Origin of the sequence: Geobacillus sp. YHL, assembly GCF_022341265.1 — a bacterium.
In the GTDB taxonomy this organism is placed as follows: Bacteria; Bacillota; Bacilli; order Bacillales; family Anoxybacillaceae; genus Geobacillus; species Geobacillus thermoleovorans.
On record NZ_JAEIGB010000004.1, the window covers coordinates 75,933 to 95,358 of the forward strand.

19 protein-coding genes are annotated in these 19,426 nt (G+C 55.3%); 15 read left to right on the forward strand and 4 right to left on the reverse strand.

Annotation, left to right across the window (positions count from 1 at the left end):
- The first annotated feature begins 128 nt into the window (after positions 1–128).
- From JCR24_RS06310 to JCR24_RS06350, 9 genes are all read left to right on the forward strand, one after another.
- Complete coding sequence (locus tag JCR24_RS06310) at positions 129–1,598, forward strand: sensor histidine kinase (RefSeq protein ID WP_011232679.1); 1,470 nt, start codon at positions 129–131, stop codon at positions 1,596–1,598.
- Complete coding sequence (locus JCR24_RS06315) at positions 1,576–3,117, forward strand: AraC family transcriptional regulator (RefSeq protein ID WP_238980313.1); 1,542 nt, start codon at positions 1,576–1,578, stop codon at positions 3,115–3,117. Before JCR24_RS06310 ends, JCR24_RS06315 begins: the two co-directional genes overlap by 23 nt.
- A gap of 314 nt (positions 3,118–3,431) precedes the next feature.
- Positions 3,432–4,727 carry an ABC transporter substrate-binding protein gene (locus tag JCR24_RS06320; RefSeq protein ID WP_238980314.1) on the forward strand — a complete coding sequence of 432 codons (1,296 nt, stop codon included), beginning with the start codon at positions 3,432–3,434 and terminating at the stop codon, positions 4,725–4,727.
- A gap of 61 nt (positions 4,728–4,788) precedes the next feature.
- The gene (locus JCR24_RS06325) at positions 4,789–5,760 is read left to right on the forward strand and encodes a carbohydrate ABC transporter permease (protein WP_033026436.1); all 972 of its coding nucleotides are present in this window, start codon (positions 4,789–4,791) and stop codon (positions 5,758–5,760) included.
- Complete coding sequence (locus tag JCR24_RS06330; RefSeq protein ID WP_238980315.1) at positions 5,760–6,581, forward strand: carbohydrate ABC transporter permease; 822 nt, start codon at positions 5,760–5,762, stop codon at positions 6,579–6,581. Before JCR24_RS06325 ends, JCR24_RS06330 begins: the two co-directional genes overlap by 1 nt.
- A gap of 162 nt (positions 6,582–6,743) precedes the next feature.
- The gene (locus JCR24_RS06335) at positions 6,744–7,616 is read left to right on the forward strand and encodes an ROK family protein (protein ID WP_255781519.1); all 873 of its coding nucleotides are present in this window, start codon (positions 6,744–6,746) and stop codon (positions 7,614–7,616) included.
- A 207-nt stretch (positions 7,617–7,823) separates the two neighbouring features.
- Positions 7,824–7,964 (forward strand): hypothetical protein, encoded by a 141-nt coding sequence (locus JCR24_RS06340; RefSeq protein WP_013146496.1) that lies wholly within the window; start codon positions 7,824–7,826, stop codon positions 7,962–7,964.
- Positions 7,957–8,880 carry a TetR/AcrR family transcriptional regulator gene (locus JCR24_RS06345; RefSeq protein ID WP_238980316.1) on the forward strand — a complete coding sequence of 308 codons (924 nt, stop codon included), beginning with the start codon at positions 7,957–7,959 and terminating at the stop codon, positions 8,878–8,880. Before JCR24_RS06340 ends, JCR24_RS06345 begins: the two co-directional genes overlap by 8 nt.
- The gene (locus tag JCR24_RS06350; protein ID WP_238980317.1) at positions 8,865–10,472 is read left to right on the forward strand and encodes an MDR family MFS transporter; all 1,608 of its coding nucleotides are present in this window, start codon (positions 8,865–8,867) and stop codon (positions 10,470–10,472) included. The genes JCR24_RS06345 and JCR24_RS06350 overlap by 16 nt, the downstream gene beginning before the upstream one ends.
- Before the next feature lie 203 nt (positions 10,473–10,675).
- Here the strand turns inward: JCR24_RS06350 and JCR24_RS06355 are convergent, their stop codons facing one another.
- Positions 10,676–11,035 (reverse strand): DUF779 domain-containing protein, encoded by a 360-nt coding sequence (locus JCR24_RS06355; RefSeq protein ID WP_238980318.1) that lies wholly within the window; start codon positions 11,033–11,035, stop codon positions 10,676–10,678.
- A gap of 71 nt (positions 11,036–11,106) precedes the next feature.
- Here JCR24_RS06355 and JCR24_RS06360 point away from each other — a divergent pair, with 71 nt between their 5' ends.
- Positions 11,107–11,274 carry a hypothetical protein gene (locus tag JCR24_RS06360; RefSeq protein ID WP_238980319.1) on the forward strand — a complete coding sequence of 56 codons (168 nt, stop codon included), beginning with the start codon at positions 11,107–11,109 and terminating at the stop codon, positions 11,272–11,274.
- Here the strand turns inward: JCR24_RS06360 and adh are convergent.
- Together adh and JCR24_RS06370 are read right to left on the reverse strand one after the other, a co-directional pair.
- Positions 11,244–12,764: an aldehyde dehydrogenase gene (gene adh, locus JCR24_RS06365; RefSeq protein ID WP_060788611.1), complete on the reverse strand. Its 1,521-nt coding sequence runs from the start codon at positions 12,762–12,764 to the stop codon at positions 11,244–11,246. The genes JCR24_RS06360 and adh overlap by 31 nt on opposite strands.
- Before the next feature lie 214 nt (positions 12,765–12,978).
- A complete protein-coding gene (locus JCR24_RS06370; protein WP_238980320.1) occupies positions 12,979–13,566 on the reverse strand; it encodes a hypothetical protein in 588 nt (195 codons plus the stop codon).
- A gap of 430 nt (positions 13,567–13,996) precedes the next feature.
- On the opposite strand from JCR24_RS06370, the gene JCR24_RS06375 reads away from it, so the two are divergent.
- The 4 genes from JCR24_RS06375 to JCR24_RS06390 all read left to right on the forward strand — a co-directional run bounded on the left by JCR24_RS06375 (position 13,997) and on the right by JCR24_RS06390 (position 18,180).
- Entirely contained in the window at positions 13,997–14,431 is a 435-nt protein-coding gene (locus tag JCR24_RS06375) for a DUF1284 domain-containing protein (RefSeq protein WP_011232666.1), read from the forward strand.
- Between the two features lie 455 nt (positions 14,432–14,886).
- Positions 14,887–16,263, forward strand: a complete 1,377-nt coding sequence (locus tag JCR24_RS06380; RefSeq protein WP_238980321.1) for an aspartate kinase — start codon at positions 14,887–14,889, stop codon at positions 16,261–16,263.
- Positions 16,264–16,644: 381 nt separating this feature from the next.
- Positions 16,645–17,544, forward strand: a complete 900-nt coding sequence (locus tag JCR24_RS06385; RefSeq protein ID WP_238980322.1) for a processed acidic surface protein — start codon at positions 16,645–16,647, stop codon at positions 17,542–17,544.
- A gap of 6 nt (positions 17,545–17,550) precedes the next feature.
- Positions 17,551–18,180: a class D sortase gene (locus tag JCR24_RS06390; RefSeq protein WP_238980323.1), complete on the forward strand. Its 630-nt coding sequence runs from the start codon at positions 17,551–17,553 to the stop codon at positions 18,178–18,180.
- Positions 18,181–18,236: 56 nt separating this feature from the next.
- Here the strand turns inward: JCR24_RS06390 and JCR24_RS06395 are convergent, their stop codons facing one another.
- On the reverse strand, positions 18,237–18,677 hold the full coding sequence (locus JCR24_RS06395; protein ID WP_238980324.1) for a YwpF-like family protein: 441 nt from the start codon (positions 18,675–18,677) through the stop codon (positions 18,237–18,239).
- Between the two features lie 269 nt (positions 18,678–18,946).
- Here JCR24_RS06395 and ssb point away from each other — a divergent pair, with 269 nt between their 5' ends.
- Positions 18,947–19,306: a single-stranded DNA-binding protein gene (gene ssb / locus JCR24_RS06400; RefSeq protein WP_011232661.1), complete on the forward strand. Its 360-nt coding sequence runs from the start codon at positions 18,947–18,949 to the stop codon at positions 19,304–19,306.
- The last annotated feature ends 120 nt before the right edge of the window (positions 19,307–19,426 follow it).

Consider the following 19,426-nt stretch of genomic DNA (forward strand, 5'->3'; position numbering starts at 1 on the left):
AAAGCGGAGAAGGGTTGGCGAGCGCTAAAGCATGAGAGATGGCCGTCCTTGACGTTCGAACACGTTCGACTTGAAGCGGCAGGACGATGCAGGCAACAAAGCGCCGGTGACAGCGGGGTGGAATTCAGATGAACATTCGGACGAAGATGCTGCTTTGCTTTACCGTTTTTTTGCTTTTGCTGAACGGAGCGGTGTTTCTTTTGTATCAGACGAGCGAAGAGATGATGAGCGATTATGATCAACGGATGCGCCGATTGTTGTTGCTCAATGAGGTGTCGCAGCGGGCAAACCGAATGATGGAACAGCTCAATGCGTACGTCTCGGAAAAAGAAGGACGGTATGCACGCGCTTATGAGCGGGAGTTCCGCTGGCTGCAGCAACGCCGCCGGCAGCTCGGCGCCATCTTGCCAGTGCTGTCCGACCGGCTGGCGGCGGAAAACTATGAACATATGATTGAAAGTTTGCTGGAGGAGGCGGCGCTGACGGTCTATCATTTTCAAGCTGGAAATATTGGCTTGTACTCATCCCACTTGCATGAAACGATGAACATTGCGTCCTTTTTGCAAGAGGAAACGTTAAACTTGATTGACGATGAGCTGACGGCCTACCAACGGCGGTACGATGAAGTGGAGCGGCGCAACCGCTATTTCCGCTATATGGGAATGGGATTGTTTGTCACGACGTTGTTGCTTGGCGCCTTGCTGGCGGTGTTCTTTTCCGGCCACTTAACGAAGCCGATCATTCTTCTCTCGCGCGCTGCCCGATCCATCGCTGACGGGCGGCTGGACGGGCCGGATATTGAGCCGATGACCAACGATGAGCTGCGGCTGTTGACGATCACGTTTAATGACATGCGCCGCAATTTAAAGCAGCTGATTGCGGAGATGAAACAAAAGGCTGAGCTCGACCGGCTGGTGAAGGAGCTGGAACTCAAAAGCTTGCAAAGCCAAATCAATCCGCATTTTTTATTCAATACGCTGAACACGGTTGCGAAGATGGCGTACTTGGAGGACGCCCAGCAAACGTCGCGGCTGATTGAAGCGGTGGCGGCCATTTTGCGCTACAACTTGGGTGATTTGCAGCGGACGGTGACGCTTGCCGATGAGGTGCGCATCGCCCGTGAATATTTCTTCATCCAGCAGACGCGGTTTTTTGATCGGATCAAGTTTTCGTTAGAGGCGGAACCATCTTGCCTCGATCAACCGATTCCGCCGCTCACGTTGCAGCCGCTGATTGAAAATGCGTTCATCCATGGCATTGAGACGTACGAGCAGGGAGCCGAGCTGTCCGTGTCCGTTTTCGCCGAAAACGGGCGGGTCGTTGTGGAAGTGCGCGACAATGGCGTTGGCATGGATGAGCAGGTGAAAGCGGAGCTTGAAGCGTTGATCCGCGGCGAAGAACCGCGGACGCGCCGTGAGCAAGGGCGCGGCCATTCAACCGGCATCGGCTTGCACAATGTCATTCGCCGACTGCAGCTGTTTTACGGAGTGATGGATGTGGCCGAAATCGAGTCTGCACTAGGAAAAGGAACGACGGTGCGGTTATGGCTGCCAAGATGGCAAGGGGGGATGAACGGTGAAAGTGGCGATCGTCGATGATGAGGCGTTGGAGCGAAGAGCGCTTTGCAAAATGATTAGCGACCACCTTCCGGATATCGAGGTGGTCGCCGAGGGCGCCAACGGGCGCGAGGCGGTCGAGATCGCCAAGCGTTATCGTCCGGATATCATGCTGATTGACATCAAAATGCCCGGCCTTGACGGGCTGCAAGCGATCGAAGCGATTCGCCAAGACGGCCTCGATCTGGAGTTCATTATTGTGTCGGCGTTTGATTTGTTCGACTATGCGAAACAAGCGATGCGGTTTGGCGTCAAGGAATATTTATTGAAACCGAGCCGGAAGGAGGAGGTCATTTCGGCTTTGGAACGGGTCAGCCAAGAAGTGGCGGCCAAGCGGCGACACGAGGAGAGCAGCCGCCAGCTCGAGGAGCAGATTCGCCGGTTGCAGACGCTTGTGGAAAGCGAATGGCTGTCCGTCCTCATGACAGAAGACGTATCGGCTGATGAGTGGGAGCGGTGGAAGGAACTGCTGCCGTTTTCGATTGCGTCGGGGATGTTCCTCGTCATTCAGTTCCCGGATGCAGGGGTGGCTGACGAATGGAAATCATGGCTGGACAAGCAGCTTAGCGGGAAGGCGCCAACGCGCTATTGGATCGGGCGGATGGTGAACCGGCGCCTGCCGGTCTTGTTTTTCCGCAGCCCAAACGATGGCGAGCCAGCCTGGAAGCCCGTCATCCAGGCATTGGCGCTCGATTTGGCGCGGCAGTTTTCGGCCCGGTACGGCGCCGCGCTGTATATCGGGCTCGGCTCCCCGTTTTCCCGCCTTGACCAACTTCGTTCCTCGTACTATGAGGCGCTGTCGGCCGCTCATTATTACGCCGACCGGCAAAAAGCACAAGTGGGGTTTCTGCCGGCGGAAGCGACGCGCGCCGGCGGGGAAGCGGAACGGGATAAGCAGCTGTTTGAAGCGCTGCGCCTTGGCGACATCGAGCAAGCCCGGATGATTTGTCTGACGTATATAGAGGAACTGGCCTCTTCTCATTCACTGCCGGCCGCCGGCCGCAAAGCGGAAGAGACCTTTGTGTGGCTCGGGCGTCTTCTATCGGAGCTGGGCATTCGTTATGAGCGGCTCGCTTCCTTTGCTTCCTGCCGGTCGGCGGCAGAATTGAAGCGAGCGGCGCTTGATGAACTGGACCGCATCGCCGCTGATCTCGAGGTTTGGCGCCAGCAGCAAGCGTATGGCAAACTCGGCAAGGCGAAAGACTACATTGACCGCCACTACGCCGAGCCGCTGACGCTTGAGGAGGTGGCGGAACAAGCCGGGATGAGCCCATACTACTTCAGCAAACTGTTCAAAGAGCACTTTGGCATCACCTTTATCGACTACGTGACGAACGTGCGCATCGAACGGGCGAAAGAAGCGCTGGCTGGGACGGACCAAAGCTTAAAAGAAATTTGTTTTTCAGTCGGCTACAACGATCCCAACTATTTTAGCCGCGTCTTTAAAAAGCAGACCGGCCTGTCGCCGAGCGAATACCGGAAAAAAGTGCAGGCGCGCTGACAAGGGGAGTGCTGTCTCCAACAAGGAAGGTGCATGGCAAGTCAAAAGGTAAGTCCCGCAGACAAAGCAGGCTGCCCCGCCCTCTTCCGGCGTCTGAAACGAAGCCCGCCCCCTGGATGGGGAGACGGGCTTTTTTCACGCCATAAAAGCGAAATGGCTGTCCGCTGCACCGCTTGCCTGACAGGAGAACGGAAAACAAAAAAGTGAAGAAAAACGCAAAAAAGTGAAGAAATCAAGCCGCCGTTTGCTGGACAGCGCATGGTACACTCGATGTTGAAAGGGGTTTCAAAAACAAAAGACAAAGGGGGAGAACCATGAGAAAGAAAGCATCCGCATGGCTGGCGTTGGCGCTTGGAATTGGGATGGCGCTCTCAGGCTGCAGCAGCTCGAACTCTTCATCCGATCACGCCAAACAAGGCAGCCAAAAAGCGGGAGAGAAACTCGAGATTTTCAGCTGGTGGACGGGAGCCGGCGAGGAAGACGGCTTAAAAGCGCTCATCAAACTGTTCCAAGAAAAATATCCGGATATTAAAGTCGAAAACGCCGCAGTCGCCGGCGGGGCCGGAACGAACGCCAAGGCGGTGTTGGCGAGCCGCATGCAAGGGAACGACCCGCCATCAACGTTCCAAGTGCACGGCGGAGCGGAGCTGAATGAAGGCTGGGTTGCGGCTGGCAAAATGGAGCCGCTCAACGATTTGTATGAAAAAGAAGGCTGGATGGACAAATTCCCGAAAGCGCTTATCGATATGGTAAGCAAAGACGGCAACATTTACTCCGTGCCCGTCAACATTCACCGCGGCAACGTGCTCTGGTACAACAAAAAAATCTTTGCCGACAACGGACTCCAGCCGCCGAAAACGTTCGACGAGTTTTTCCAAGCGGCGGATAAGCTGAAAGCAAAAGGCATTACGCCGCTCGCCTTGGGCGACAAAGAGCCGTGGGCGGCGACGCACCTGTTTGAAAACGTGCTGCTTGGCACGCTCGGAACGGACAACTACCAAAAACTTTGGACCGGAGAACTGTCGTTTGACGATCCGAAAGTGAAACAGGCGGTTGAGACGTTTAAGAAAATGCTCGGCTATATTAACGAAGACCATAGCTCGCGCAACTGGCAAGACGCGGCTCAGCTCGTCGCTGAAGGAAAAGCGGCCATGTACGTGATGGGAGACTGGGTGAAAGGCTATTTTGTCAACGATTTGAAATTGAAGGTGAACCAAGACTTCGGCTATGTGCCAGTGCCGAATACGGAAGGCAAGTTTATGGTCATTACCGATACGTTCGGCCTGCCGAAAGGCGTGAAAAACCCGGATGATGTAAAGAAATTTTTAGCGGTGCTTGGCTCGGTGGAAGGGCAAGATGCGTTTAACCCGCTGAAAGGCTCGATCCCGGCTCGCATTGACGCTGATCCGTCCAAGTACGATGAATACGGCAAGCAAACGATGCAAGACTTCAAGACGGCGGAGCTGGCGCCGAGCTTAGCGCACGGTTCGGCAGCGCCGGAAGGGTTTGTCACGAAGGTGAATCAGGCCGTCAACATTTTCGTGACGCAAAAAGATGTGAAGACGTTCATCGACACGTTGGCATCGGCCGCCGCAGAACTGAAGAAGTAATCGGGAAAAGGGGACGGGAGCCATTCTCTTCCCCTTTTCGTCATCATGAGGAGGGATCTTAGTGGAAACGGTCAACATCACGCCAGCCGAGAAGACAGCGGCTGTCCCCGCGGTGCGGAAAAAGCGGAAATGGACGGCCGATCATTGGCTGGCAGCGGCGTTTTTGGCACCGTCGGTCGTACTGATTTTCTTATTTGTGTACGGGTTTATCGGCTGGACGGGGTATGTGTCCTTGAGCAACTGGAATTCGCTCGTGCCGGATTGGTCGTTTGCCGGGTTGAAAAACTATCTGTATTTGTTTCATGATTTCCGCTTCCAGGCCGACTTGCGCAATACACTTGTGTTTACGGTGTTGTTTATCGCCGCCGTCATTGTGCTCGGCCAACTGCTTGCCATTTTGCTTGACCAAAAACTGCGCGGCGAGTCGCTGTTCCGCAACATTTTCTTCTTCCCGATGGCCTTGTCATTTGTCGTCACCGGAGTCGTGTGGCAATGGCTGTTCAACCCGTCAACGGGTGTGAATCTATTTTTGAAACCGCTTGGCCTTGATGGAAAATGGTATACGGATACGAACATCCTTGGCGGATTCCATTGGGGGAAAATCGAATTTGGCGTTCCTGTCGCCATCGTTGCTGTTGTCGTGGCGGCCGTCTGGCAAATGACCGGATTTGCGGTGGCGATGTATCTCGCCGGCCTGCGCGCCATTCCGGATGAAGTGCGGGAAGCGGCGCGGATGGACGGAGCGACCGAGTTTCAATTGTATTGGAAAATCATTTTGCCGCTGCTGCGGCCGATCACCGTCAGCGTCATCATCATTATGGCCCATATTTCGCTGAAAATTTTCGATTTGATTTACGCCATGACCGGGCCGGGGGCGAACTTTGTCACCGATGTGCCGGGCGTATACATGTTTGAAACGACGTTCCGCGGCAACTATTACGCCAACGGCGCGGCGATTGCGATCGTGATGCTGCTGTCGGTCGCCATCTTTATCGTTCCGTATCTTATCTCAAGCCGGAAGGGGGGATCGTGATGGCGAGATCCGTGTGGGCGCGGCCGTTTTTGTATTTGTTGGCCCTCGTCATGAGCGTGTTTTTCCTGTTGCCGGTGTATGTCATGGTCACAACGAGCTTGAAGCCGCTCGATGAAGTGACATTGGCCGATATGTGGAAGCTGCCGTCAACGATCGATTGGAGCAGCTACGCGACGGCATTTGACAAGCTCGCCCCGAACTTTTGGAATTCGATTTTGCTCGTCGTGCCGGCGACGCTGCTCTCCGCGCTGTTGGGGTCGCTCAACGGCTATGTGCTGTCGAAATGGAAGTTTAAAGGAGCGGATACGCTCTTTACGCTCATTTTGTTCGGGATGTTCATTCCGTATCAAAGCATTCTCATTCCGCTCATCCAATTTTTGCGCGAAATCGGGCTGTACAACACGATTCCGGGGCTTGTGTTCGTCCATGTCGTCTACGGCATTCCGATCACCACACTGATGTTTCGGAATTTCTACGCGGCGATCCCCGATGAAATGATTGAGTCGGCGAAAATCGACGGCGCTGGGTTTGTCCGTATTTTTCGTTATATTATGCTCCCCTTGTCCATCACTGGATTTGTCGTCGTGGCGATCTGGCAGTTTACAAACATTTGGAACGAGTTTTTGTTCGCCGTGACGATCACGACGTCGGACAAACAGCCGATCATGGTCGCCTTGCAAAACTTATCCGGCAGTCAAATCGTCCAATGGAACGTGCAAATGGCGGGAGCCCTGTTGGCGGCGCTGCCGACCTTGCTTGTGTACATCTTCCTTGGCAAATATTTTGTCCGTGGGTTGTTGGCTGGTTCGGTGAAGGGGTGAGCCAATCAGCAGTGTAGATCAACAAACCCGGTAGACAATAGAATCGATTGCGCTATGTTTCAAAAAGCCGCTGATCAGCGGCTTTTTGTCATTGATGCCCTCTCCCTTTTTCTAGTAAGATAGATACAAGAAAAGAGCAGATGAAGAAAGAGAGGCGTACATATGATCCTAGGAGCCATTGAAGCTGGAGGCACGAAATTTGTCTGCGCCATCGGCGATGAACAGGGGAACATCCATGAACGAGCGGTGTTTCCGACGACGGCGCCGGAAGAGACGATGGCGCACGTCATCGACTTTTTCCGTCCGCACCGCATCGAGGCGATTGGCATCGGGTCGTTTGGCCCGGTCGATTTGCGTCCGGACAGTCCAACGTACGGGTACATTACGAGCACGCCGAAACAGGCGTGGGCGCAGTTTGATTTTGTCGGCACAATGAAGCAGCATTTTCCCGTGCCGATCGGCTTTGACACGGATGTCAACGCGGCGGCGCTCGGCGAGCAGCGCTGGGGGGCGGCGCGAGGACTTGACAGCTGCCTGTACATGACGGTTGGCACCGGCATCGGCGTTGGGGCGATCATCGAAGGCCGCTTGCTGCATGGGCTGCTTCACCCGGAGATGGGCCACATATTGGTCCGCCGCCATCCGGATGACGCGTTTGCCGGCATTTGCCCGTATCATGGCGACTGCTTGGAAGGCATGGCGTCCGGCCCGGCGATTGAGCGGCGTTGGGGGAAAAAGGGGGCGGAGCTGGCCGACCGGAGCGAGGTGTGGGAGCTTGAGGCGTTTTACTTAGCCCAAGCGATCGCCAACTACATCCTCATTTTATCGCCGAAAAAGGTGATCACGGGCGGGGGCGTCATGAAGCAGACGCACGTGTTGCCGCTTGTGCGCCGTCATGTGCAGGAGTTGCTCAATGGGTATGTTCAGCACGAAACGATTCTCGAGAAGATCGACGAGTACATCGTCCTCCCAGGGCTTGGCGACAACGCCGGTGTTGCGGGTGCCTTGGCGCTCGCAGCGGCGGCAAATGAATAGCAAGAACGGCCGTCCACCGTCTTCAATCAGGCGGTGGGGCCGTTTTTTTTTGTTTGAAGGCAGGGATGTTGACTGATTGTTCAACAAATTTAGTCTGAAAAAATGACTATTTGGTCAAAAAATATCGTTTTTGAGTTGCATACCTTTATAACAGTAGTTTATAATCGTTTTGACCAAATGGTCATATGGGATATGGAGGCGAGGACAATGACCGATGTTCGACGGTTGGTTGAATGGCTGCAACAGCGCGGCGTACGGGTTGATTTCGTGAAACCGCGCGCGGTGTTGCCGTCGTATCGGCAATGGATGACAGCGAATGGGAAAGGAATGAGTCGTTGCCATGGATGAACGGCGCGTCCAATTTATTGAGGCGGCAATGAAATTGTTTGCCGAAAAAGGGTATCATGAGACGTCGATTCAAGATTTGGTCGAGGCATGGGGGATTTCCAAAGGAGCGTTTTATCACCATTTCGCCTCGAAGGAAGATTTGTTGCTGGCGGTGCTCCGCTACTACAGCGAAAAAATGGTCGCTGATTTCATGGCGGACGGCGGGGAAGGGACGGAAAAAGAACGGTTTACTCGCCAGCTGGCTGCCCATTTTTCTCACATTCGCGAGTACAAAGACTTTTTGCGTATGATGATGTCGGAGCAATTGCCGAAAGTCAATCCGGAAGTGGAACGGTATATGTTCCGCCAGCATGGGCGCCTTTTTTTATGGTATTGCACCCGTCTGGCGGAGGTGTACGGAGAGGAAGTCTGTCCGTATGTGTATGATGTCGCCATGATGACCAACGGCATCATCCGACAATATTTGTTTTACTTCTTTTTTCGCGAGGAGGCGTTTGATGCGGACGCAACGGCTCGTTTTCTCGTGCGCCGCATTGATGCCATTGTTGCTAGCTTTGCGGCCGGCGAGCGCCCGTTGTTGACCAAGGAGGCGCTCGTGCCATGGATAGAACTCGAAGAGCGCGAGCGCAAGCGCCAGCGGGAGCGGCTGGTTTCGGCGTTCGCCGCCGTCCGGGAGGCCGCCAACGGGCTTGATCCGAAGCGGGCGAACGATGTGCTTGAAGCCGTAGCGGCGCTGGAGGAGGAAGTGCTTGGGCGCAATGAGCCGCCGCGCGCCTATATCGTTGAAGCGCTGCTTTTGTATTTGCGCCATCAACAGGCGCCTCGACTTGCGTCGGCTTTGGACGCACTGAGCCAAGAAATGGAAGCGTATCAACGACTCAATGGATGGGAGAGAGAACCATGGAAAAAGCGGTAACAGTGCCAGCGATCACCATTCGTCATCGTCCGTTGCTCATTACCGGGCTGATCATTGCCATGCTGTTTGCGGCATTAGACGGGACGATCGTCGGCACGGCGATGCCGCGCATCGTCGGGGAGCTTCACGGATTGGGGATTATGACGTGGCTGACGACAGCGTATATGTTGACGTCGACGACGGTCGTGCCGATCGCCGGCAAGCTCGCCGACTTATTGGGCCGTCGGATTGTCTATGTGAGCGGGTTGGTCATTTTTATAGCTGGTTCAGCGCTTTGCGGCATGGCGAACGATATGACCGAGCTCATCATTTACCGCGGCATTCAAGGACTGGGCGGCGGGATTATGATGCCGATGGCGATGATTGTCATCGGTGACGTGTTCACCGGCAAGGAGCGGGCGAAATGGCAAGGGGTGTTCGGCGGTTTGTACGGTCTCGCTTCAGTGCTGGGCCCGCAAATCGGCGGCTTTATCGTCGACCATTTGAACTGGCGCTGGGTGTTTTACATCAACTTGCCGGTCGGCATTCTCGCCACGGTGCTGATTGCGATGGGGATAAGCAAATATAAAGCCGAAGGGCCAGTGAAATTTGACATCGCCGGGATGGCGACGTTGACGGCGGGCGTCGTCAGCTTGTTGTTGGGGTTGACGTTTGGCGGCGACCGATATCCGTGGGGGTCGTGGCAAATCGTCTCGCTGTTTGCGGCCGCGGTTGTCTTTTTCGCTTTGTTTGTTTGGGCGGAAAAACGGACGGAGGAGCCGATCATTCCGCTTCGGTTGTTCCGCAATCGGACGTTTACGTTGCTCAATGGCATCGGTTTTTTTATGAGCGTCGGCATGTTTGGCGCGATTATGTTTGTGCCGTTTTTTATGCAAGGCATTGTCGGTGTGAGCGCCACCCAATCCGGGACGATTATGACGCCGATGATGATCACGATGATCATCGGCAGCGTCCTTGGCGGCCGTTTGGTGTATCGAATCGGAGTGAAAACGCAACTCGTCGCCGGCATGATCATTATGGCGTCCGCATTCGGGCTGCTTGGCACGATGGATGTTGACACGTCCAAATGGGCGGCGACGATGTATATGATCATTCTCGGTCTTGGCACAGGGCTCGTGATGCCGATTTTGACGCTCGCCTTGCAAGAAAGCTTCCCGAAATCGGAGCTTGGCGTTGTCACCTCTTCGAGCCAGTTTTTCCGTTCCATTGGCGGGACGTTTGGGATGACGGTGCTTGGCGCCATCATGAACCACCGGTCGAGCGCCTTGCTTGACGAGCGGCTCATGCCAAAGCTCGAAGCGCTGCCGGCGCAAGCGAAAGGGCTTGTCGACCGCTTTGCCGGCATGATCCATGATGATCCGCAAGGGCTGTATTCCGTTCTGCTCAGTCCGGAAGCGATGGCCAAGATTCCAGCGCTGCTGCGCGACATGTTCGTGCCGGTGCTGAAGCAATCGCTTGTCGATTCCCTGCAAGCCGTCTTTTGGTTCGGGCTCGCGTTTATCGCGGTCGGCTTGCTTTTAGTGTTCGGCTTGAAACGGATTGTTTTGTCTGATCGGGCAGAGGCGATGAAGCAGGCAAAAGAGGCTGAGTAAAGAAAAGGACATGGCGGACCACGCCTCATTTGGTCAGGTGGCGGACCGCCATTTTTTTGTTGCGACGAACAAACCGCTCCGAAGGGGATAAAGCATCTGGGAACGGGGGCGAAGGGGAGCGGTCGAGCTCCGTGCTTTTCATTGGACAAGCGATTCATACATCGCACATGGCGGGTTCACAGCGGCATCCCGCAATGGGCGGCTTACGGCGCACCTGCATCCGCGCTTTGGCCGAAGACGCGCGAGCGGGTGAGAAAGCGGACGCCTTCCGGGCCTTCCAGTGAAAACATGCCGCCGCGCCCCGGAACGACATCGATGATGAGCTGTGTATGCTTCCAATATTCGTATTGCGCCTTGGCGATGTAAAACGGGCAGCCGCCGATTTCGCCAAGCAAAACGTCGGAATCGCCGACGATCAACTCACCGAGCGGGTAGCACATCGGCGAGCTGCCGTCGCAGCAGCCGCCGGATTGATGGAACATAAGTGGGCCGTATTTCGCCTTTAATTTTTCAATCAATTTTAACGCCGCTTCGGTGGCGATGACTTTCGGTTCATTAGGCATCGGATGCACCTCCTTTCGCATCACGGTCAAAGACAGGCGCCGGCCTGGCGCAGCTGCGCTGGATTCGTCGAATGGAATGGTTGCTGCGTTGTTTTCCATTCCATCATCAAAAGGCGTTTGCGTGGTTTTGGCGGCAATGGATGCAACAGTGGGCAAAAGGCAGCGCGTCGGCGCTGCCTTTTGCTGTGGAAGAGCAGGTGGACCAATGTCAGAACAAGCCAAGTTTTTTCGGCGAATAGCTGACGAGCAAGTTTTTCGTTTGTTGGTAATGGTCGAGCATCATTTTGTGCGTTTCGCGGCCGATGCCGGACATCTTGTAGCCGCCAAATGCCGCATGGGCCGGATAAATGTGATAGCAGTTCGTCCACACGCGGCCGGCCTGGATGCCGCGGCCGAAGCGGTACGCGGTGTTGATGTCGCGCGTCCAGACGCCGGCGCCAAGGCCGTACAGCGTCTCATTGGCGATCGAAAGCGCTTCGTCGTGATCTTTAAACGTCGTGACCGCGAGCACCGGGCCGAAAATTTCTTCTTGGAAAATGCGCATTTTGTTATGCCCTTTGAAAACGGTCGGCTTGACGTAATAGCCGCCGGACAGTTCTCCTTCGAGCATGTTCCGCTCGCCGCCGATCAAAAGTTCGGCGCCTTCTTGTTTGCCGATGTCGATGTATGACAAAATTTTCTCGAGCTGTTCGGAGGAGGCTTGGGCGCCGATCATCGTTTCCGTATCGAGCGGATTGCCTTGCTTGATTTGCTTGACGCGCTCAAGCGCCCGTTCCATAAAGGCGTCGTAAATCGACTCATGGATGAGGGCGCGCGACGGGCATGTGCACACTTCGCCTTGGTTTAAGGCGAACATCGTGAAGCCTTCAAGCGCTTTATCAAGAAAGTCATCGTCTTTGTCCATCACATCAGCGAAGAAAATGTTCGGGGACTTGCCGCCCAGCTCGAGCGTAACCGGCACGATGTTTTGCGAGGCGTACTGCATGATGAGCCGTCCGGTCGTCGTTTCGCCGGTGAACGCCACTTTCGCCACGCGTGGATTCGAGGCGAGCGGCTTGCCGGCTTCTAAGCCAAAGCCGTTGACGATGTTGACGACGCCAGGCGGAAGCAAATCTTCGATGAGTTCGATGAGAACGAGGATCGACGTCGGCGTTTGCTCCGCCGGTTTCAACACGACGCAGTTGCCGGCCGCGAGCGCTGGCGCGAGTTTCCAGGCCGCCATTAAAATCGGGAAGTTCCACGGGATGATTTGCCCGACGACGCCGAGCGGTTCTTTGAAATGATAGGCGACCGTGTCGTGATCGATTTCTGAAATCGTGCCTTCTTGCGCGCGGATGCAGCTGGCAAAATAGCGGAAATGGTCGATGGCAAGCGGAATGTCAGCCGCGAGCGTCTCGCGGATCGGCTTGCCGTTTTCCCACGTTTCGGCGACGGCCAGCATTTCCAAATGTTCTTCCATCCGATCGGCGATTTTGTTCAGCAAACGGGCGCGCTCCGCTGGAGACGTGCGTCCCCATGCGTCTTTTGCCGCATGGGCGGCGTCAAGCGCCAGTTCGATGTCCGCCGCTTTTGAGCGCGGCACTTCGCAATACGGCTGTCCGGTGATTGGTGTGATATTTTCGAAATACTCGCCGTCGACCGGCGGCACCCATTTGCCGCCAATGAAGTTTTCGTAGCGCTTTTTAAATGTGACAAGCGCGCCTGGCTGGCCTGGTTGTGCGTAGATCATCCCCGATTCCTCCTCCATTTGAGTTTTTTTGTATTCGCTTACAGAGGAAAGAATATTATAAAAATTCTTTCCAATGAATACAATATCATGACTGGACAATACTGTCAAGTCGAAAATGTCCATGCAGCCGTATAGATGGTGATGAGAAAAGGCGCCCCGCTGCGTTTGGGGCGCCCTTGGTTGGCTTCAAGGACTTGAATCGACGGTTCGGCCATCAATCGACTTCCAAGCCTTCCAGCCAGCGGCTTGCGTAGACGCTGCAAAGATGATGGAACGCTTCGATCGCCTCGTTCGGATCGGCGGCGAAAAAGACGCTCGCGGCCGTTTCGTTTTCTTCGCGGACGAACTCAAGCAAAAAGTCGGTGGCGATCCGGTTGAACAAAAGAAGCGCGCTGTAGGAGCGCTCAAGTTGGCGTTTCCGCTCGAGCGGATCGTCGATGGATAAAAACGGCCGCTCATAGCGGGCTGTCATCTCGGACAGCCGGCGCTGGATCTTGCGCTGGGCGTCCGCGAGCATCGCCTCGATCGTCTGTGGCGATAGAAAGGTTTGCTCGCGCAGCATATAGCCCCAAATTTGCTTGAGCGCATGGGCCGATTCGCTCGCAAACGCGATGTTGTTGAGCAGATCGGCAACGTATTGCTCGTCGTCATCGGTTTGAATGCGCAGCTTCATAATGATTTCGAGCACATCAGAATGAATTTTTTCTTTCCGCCATGATTTCGTCAGCTCATGAAGCAAGACGGAAAGCGAGCGTGCCAATTCTTCTTTCGTCATGATCAGCCAGTCCTTTCCCAGCAACATCGTTCCCTGTTCTCATTGTATCATGACGGCTGTCGGGATAAAGCAGATCCGTTATGTTTCCGAATTGACGGAGGAAAACGGCGGTTTGAGCGAAGATTGGGATCCATCGTTTCATCTCTATTTCGCGCAGGAGACTCCCACTTCAACGACCAAAGGGAGTAAGTGGGAGAGGAATACGCGTTCCCCCTTTCTTTTGTGTATGATAGAATAAAGACGTGGAGAAAACCGTTCAATAAAGGCACTCCCATAACGGCTGCTCGATGGATGGAGTTGGTTGCAGGAAACGTTGCAACCGTCAAACATCGAGCGTAGGTCTGTCTGTTGTGTGTGGAAGCCAAGTACTGCCAACAGACACTCCCATCTCCAAATGTTCACTTCGACACGGTTCGGTTGGTCAAAGGTCATCCGGAAAAAAGGAAGGGGAGAGAAGATGAAACCGGTTCGTTTGCGCGGTCATCATTTGCTTTGTGTGCACGGGTTTCGCGGCATGGGCTACAGCCCGTCGTTCGTGGAAAAAATGTGGGAGATCGTGGCGCGCATTCGCGATGAACACGACGATTTCCCGATTGAAGTCGTCGCGGCGCTCGATGAGGCGTGCCTCGCCTGCCCGCATCATGGGGAGACAACGTGTGAAGCCGGCCCCAATTCCGATGCCCACGTCCGTTCGCTTGACGGAAACGTCATTCGCCATTTAGGCTTGGAGCCAGGCAACGTGTATTGGAAGTCCGAACTGATTCGGCGGACGGCGGAACGGGTCAAGCCGGATGATTTGGACGAGTTATGCCGCGACTGCTCGTGGCTGCCGTACGGCGTCTGCAAAGAAGGAATCGCCAACGTCCGCCGCGGCAATGTGGCGCAAACGTGAGAAGTGATTTGCGGAAAAAGAATCGAAGGACGATGGGAACACGGCGCTGCGCTGAGCCGTCATTCGTTTGTCAAGGCGGGGGGCCTGTTGCAGCGGCATCTGATAGATGCAACGAAGAAGTTTAACATATCCTTGACGGAAAAGCGGTTTGTCCATTTTCGACTGTCGAGGGCAAGCCTGTAGCTTGGAAGACCGAACAACCATCCGCTTCACAGACCCATACTGGGGCTGAAAGCGGCGTTGTTCGGTCGCTCGACAGTCGATCCAATGCTCGGTAAAAGCGGCAAATGGTAAAGCTTCAAGTGGCATCTATATGTTTTGAAAAGAGTCATGGCCGGCGATGGCGGCGTTTTGGGACGTTGGCGGAAATTTCTAAAAAATGAATAGTTCCATGGGCGGAAAAATGTGATATGATAAACAATTATAGAGACTTTCGACAGAAAGGGTCATGAACGATGAAAGTAGCTAAATTCGGTGGAAGTTCGGTGGCGAGCGCTGCACAATTCCGTAAAGTGGCCGACATCGTCAGCTCGGATATCGAGCGCCGCATCGTCGTCGTGTCGGCGCCGGGGAAACGGTACAAGGACGATGTGAAAGTGACCGATATGCTCATCCAGCTGGCCGAACAAGTTGTGGCTGGCGAGCCGCATGAGGAAACAATGGAAGCGATCGTGAAGCGGTATGCTGACATCGCCAATGAGCTGGGGCTGGAAGCCGACGGCTTTTTGGCCGAGCTTGTCGATGACTTGCAGTCGAAAATCAGCGCCTATCGAAGCGAGCCGCCTCGGTTGTTTGACGCCATTAAAGCGAGCGGCGAAGACCATAACGCAAGGCTCATGGCGCTCTATCTGCAAGATTGCGGGCTTGAGGCGAGCTACGTCAGCCCGCTTGAAGCCGGCATCATCGTCACCGATGAGCCGGGCAACGCCCAAGTGCTGCCGGAGTCGTACGACAAACTGAAGCAGCTGCGCGAACGTCGCGGCGTTTTGGTCATCCCGGGATTTTTCGGCTATTCCCGATCGGGCCATATCGTCACGTTCCCGCGCGGCGGGTCGGATATTACGGGCTCGATCGTCGCCGCGGGCGTCAAAGCGGACGTGTACGAAAACTTTACCGACGTCGATTCGATTTATTGCGTCAACCCGTCGATCGTCGCCGATGCCCGCAAGCTGAAAGAAATCACGTACCGCGAGATGCGTGAACTGTCGTATTCCGGATTTTCCGTCTTTCATGACGAGGCGCTTGAGCCGGTCTATCGCGCCGGCATCCCCGTTTGCGTAAAAAACACAAACAACCCGGCCGCTCCAGGCACGTGGATCGTCGCCAAGCGCAATCATATCGACGAACCAGTCGCCGGCATTGCAAGCGACACTGGCTTTTGCAGCATCAACATCAGCAAATACTTAATGAACCGTGAGATTGGCTTTGGCCGGCGCGTGCTGCAAATTTTAGAAGACGAAGGCATCTCCTACGAACATACGCCGTCCGGCATCGACAACATGTCGATCATTTTGCGGGCAGATCAACTCGTGGATGGAAAAGATGAGCGCATCCTCGCCCGCATCCGCGAGGAGCTTGCCGTCGATGAGGTGACGATTGAGTACGGCTTGGCGCTCATTATGGTCGTCGGCGAAGGAATGGAAAAAACGATCGGGATGGCGGCGAAAGCGACTACCGCGCTCGCCAACGCCAACATCAACTTGGAGATGATCAACCAAGGTTCATCCGAAGTGAGCATGATGTTCGGCGTCAAAGAAGAAGTCGTCAACGAGGCGGTTCGCGCCTTGTACAACGCCTACTTCCAACAGGCAACCGTAAGTCACCTTTCCTAACGCGAAACAGGCGTCCGAAACTCGGGCGCCTGTTCTTATGAACCGAGAAGCCCCCACTTTCACGCGATCAGCCGAAGGGGGGAATGAATCAGCGTCTTCCATCATGGATGTTCCCCAACGCCGCTCAAAATATCTTGAAAGAAGGACTTCGTTGGAACCGCCAAATCACAGGGACAGACGGGGGATGGTCTGGCTGGCAGTCTGCCTTATGGCGGGTGTTCCCGAGAATCTCCCATCTCTAAGCGTTTGCGTAGGTGGGAGAGCGTTCAAGCGCTCTAAGCCGAGCTTTCTTCTTTTTTCGCTCGTTGGCGTACATAAGAGCGGCATGTTCGGAAAATACTACCAATGTACGCCAAAGAAAGCGGAAGGGAGGAAGAACGAATGCGGCAATGGCTAGGAATGGCGGTGCTTGTCGCTGTTTTCGCTTCGTTTCCGGCTGGGGCGGCGGCCATCAGCCGAAGCGAGCTTGAGCAGTACGCTGAGAGCGTCGGCTGGACAGTGAGCGACTTGTTGGACTATTTGGACCGATACGGCTTGACAGCCGCCGATTTTCGCACCATGGATGAGATGAAACAATGGCTTGGCACGCCCATCACTGACGAGCGGCTTCATGCCGTTCTGCGCCGGCACGGGCTGACGGTCGAGGAGCTCGAGGCGCTGCTTGGCCAGTTTGGCGAAACGGTGCAAGACTACACATTTGTCGAAGACTTGGACCGGGCCATCCGTTTTTACTCGCAGCACAACGCCGCCATGCAGCAAATCAACGACTTGCTTGGGGCGCTCGGGATGACGGAACAAGAAGTGCGCGCCCTCACCCGCCATATCGCCTCGCTTGACGACCCGCAGTTAGCCGGGCGGCTGGCGGCGCTTCGTGAACGGCTGCGTCCGTTTGCGGAGATGGAAGGGCCGTGGACGGATGAAGAGCGCCACAAACTGCGGGCGATGTGGGAAGAGGGGCTTCGCCTGCTTGAGCTTAAGGCGGACGTGCCGGACATCAAGACGGCCGGAGCGAAGCCCATCCATGTTCGCTTGTACACCCGCCAAGGCGAGAAGGTCGCCGATATCGCCATAACGCGGGAGATGCTCACATCAGGCTACATCGTCCGCGCGGGGGAGAAAGGCATTGACGCGGGGCTGCTCGCTGTAGAGATGAAAGGAAAGATGTATGGGGAAAAACTGCCGGAGACGGCGTCGCCGTATTTGACCTATACGTTGGCCGGACTGATGCTCGCTTCCGCCGGGTTCCTTCTTTACCGGCGGGTCGGGCGGCTGAAAGGGTGAAGGAACGTGAACGGCAAGCCCGCGCGGGTTTCGTGGAAGCGCCGGGCCGCCCAATGGGCGGCGCTGGCGGCGATCGTCATTGGGGCGGCGGCGGCCGGTTGGAACGGCTATTGGTACACCGTCGGCTGGATGGCGGTCAAGCGGGATGCTCCTGCGCCTTCCTCACCGCCGGCCGCAAGCCTTCCAGCGGAACGTTCGGCGCAAAAAGACGCACCGCTTGGCGTCTACCTTGGTGAGCTCGCCATCCCAAAGCTCGGGGCGGCGATTCCCGTGTATGAAGGCGTCCGCGAACAAGAATTGCGCCGAGGTGTCGGCCATTATCCAGCGAGCGATTGGCCGGGGGGACGAGGGCATGTCGTGCTATCCGGGCACCGCGATACTGTGTTCCGCCGCTTTGGCGAGCTTGAGATCGGCGATGCGCTTATCATTCGGACGGATCGCGCCGCCATCCATTACCGCATCGTCAACATTCGCATCGTCGATGACAACGACCGGACCGTTTTGGTCGAGAAAGCGCGCCCAACGCTGACGGTGACAACGTGCTACCCGTTTCGCCTCATCGGCCGCGCTCCGAAGCGCTGCATCGTCACCGCCCGCCCGGTTCGGGTTGATGCCCTGGCGTTTCCAAGAGGATGATCCACTTGCCTGCAGGAAGGCAAACAAAAAGGCTGGAAAGTGCGCTCTCCAGCCTTTTACCTTTTCCGTTCCTGCGGCGCCTTGGCATCGATTCGCTCATGCATTTGCTGGCGAAACTCTTGAAGCAGCGCCTCGCCTTGCAGCCCTTTCTTGACAAGGCCGGCCAGCACGACTTCCGCCAAATGGGTGCGCCGCGGGATCATCAGCCCTTCCATCAAGACGCTAATGTGGCCGTTCATTTTCGTGATCGAACGGACGGCGACGAGCATGTTGGCCGGGTCGTTGCTCGTGTGGGTGATCGTCACTTGCAGTTGAAACTCTGGACGCCGCTGCAAGTTCACAAACATTGGCTCATAGTCGTCATCCAAATACACCTCCACGAGCCAGCGGTTTTGCCCGTCTTCTTTGTTGATGATCAACCCGTCAATAAACGGGATGTCTTGGCGGTGCATGTCGTCGTCGATGACCGAGAGCCCGACAAGCTTGAACGTTTTCATCTCGTCCACCTCGTTACTGTTGTCTTATCCAAGATTATAGCACAGGCGGACGAGGGAAGAAAAACGGGATGCCGCCCCTCCTGCTGAAAAACGATCTGCATATTTTCCGTCGGATGGCAAAAACGCCATTTTGCCCCGCCATTGTCGACGAAGATTTCGCCTTTTTCGCTGAATTGTATCCATAGAGTGCGCCAAAAAATGCAAAAATCGCGATTTTACGACCCAAAACGAGATTCGTTATCATAAAGGTGCGGTGGAGGAAAGGGGGGATGCGCCAACACATGATCAACCAAGTCGTGTTGGTCGGCCGGTTGACGAAAGATCCCGAGCTTCGCTACACGGCCGAAGGGGCTGCCGTCGCGACTGTCACGCTGGCGGTGGCGAGAAATTTCCGCAACGCGGAAGGGGGGATTGACGCCGATTTCGTTCCATGCGTTTTATGGCGGAAAACAGCGGAACATACCGCCAATTATTGCCGAAAAGGATCGATGGTGGCGGTGACGGGGAGAATCCAAACGCGCCGCTACGATAAAAAAGACGGTCAACGCGTCTATGTCACCGAAGTCGTCGCGGAGTCCGTCCAATTTCTCCACTCCGGAAAGAAACCAGAATGGCCGGAGCACGTATAGTCGTTTCCCCATACATGCCTTTCAAAGCGAATCCTCAAGAGAAAGAACGTGTCCCCAAACACTCCCCAACGGATGGCGCTAGCACGTCGTTGTTAGCGCTTTTTTTCAGCATGAGGGGAG

Bases quoted from the DNA above. Each gene is read 5' to 3' on its own strand.
- JCR24_RS06310 (WP_011232679.1), top strand. From the start codon at position 129: ATGAACATTCGGACGAAGATGCTGCTTTGCTTTACCGTTTTTTTGCTT.
- JCR24_RS06320 (WP_238980314.1), top strand. From the start codon at position 3,432: ATGAGAAAGAAAGCATCCGCATGGCTGGCGTTGGCGCTTGGAATTGGG.
- JCR24_RS06330 (WP_238980315.1), top strand. From the start codon at position 5,760: ATGGCGAGATCCGTGTGGGCGCGGCCGTTTTTGTATTTGTTGGCCCTC.
- JCR24_RS06335 (WP_255781519.1), top strand. From the start codon at position 6,744: ATGATCCTAGGAGCCATTGAAGCTGGAGGCACGAAATTTGTCTGCGCC.
- JCR24_RS06340 (WP_013146496.1), top strand. From the start codon at position 7,824: ATGACCGATGTTCGACGGTTGGTTGAATGGCTGCAACAGCGCGGCGTA.
- JCR24_RS06345 (WP_238980316.1), top strand. From the start codon at position 7,957: ATGGATGAACGGCGCGTCCAATTTATTGAGGCGGCAATGAAATTGTTT.
- JCR24_RS06350 (WP_238980317.1), top strand. From the start codon at position 8,865: ATGGAAAAAGCGGTAACAGTGCCAGCGATCACCATTCGTCATCGTCCG.
- JCR24_RS06355 (WP_238980318.1), bottom strand. From the start codon at position 11,035: ATGCCTAATGAACCGAAAGTCATCGCCACCGAAGCGGCGTTAAAATTG.
- JCR24_RS06360 (WP_238980319.1), top strand. From the start codon at position 11,107: ATGGAATGGTTGCTGCGTTGTTTTCCATTCCATCATCAAAAGGCGTTT.
- adh (WP_060788611.1), bottom strand. From the start codon at position 12,764: ATGATCTACGCACAACCAGGCCAGCCAGGCGCGCTTGTCACATTTAAA.
- JCR24_RS06370 (WP_238980320.1), bottom strand. From the start codon at position 13,566: ATGTTGCTGGGAAAGGACTGGCTGATCATGACGAAAGAAGAATTGGCA.
- JCR24_RS06375 (WP_011232666.1), top strand. From the start codon at position 13,997: ATGAAACCGGTTCGTTTGCGCGGTCATCATTTGCTTTGTGTGCACGGG.
- JCR24_RS06380 (WP_238980321.1), top strand. From the start codon at position 14,887: ATGAAAGTAGCTAAATTCGGTGGAAGTTCGGTGGCGAGCGCTGCACAA.
- JCR24_RS06385 (WP_238980322.1), top strand. From the start codon at position 16,645: ATGCGGCAATGGCTAGGAATGGCGGTGCTTGTCGCTGTTTTCGCTTCG.
- JCR24_RS06395 (WP_238980324.1), bottom strand. From the start codon at position 18,677: ATGAAAACGTTCAAGCTTGTCGGGCTCTCGGTCATCGACGACGACATG.
- ssb (WP_011232661.1), top strand. From the start codon at position 18,947: ATGCGCCAACACATGATCAACCAAGTCGTGTTGGTCGGCCGGTTGACG.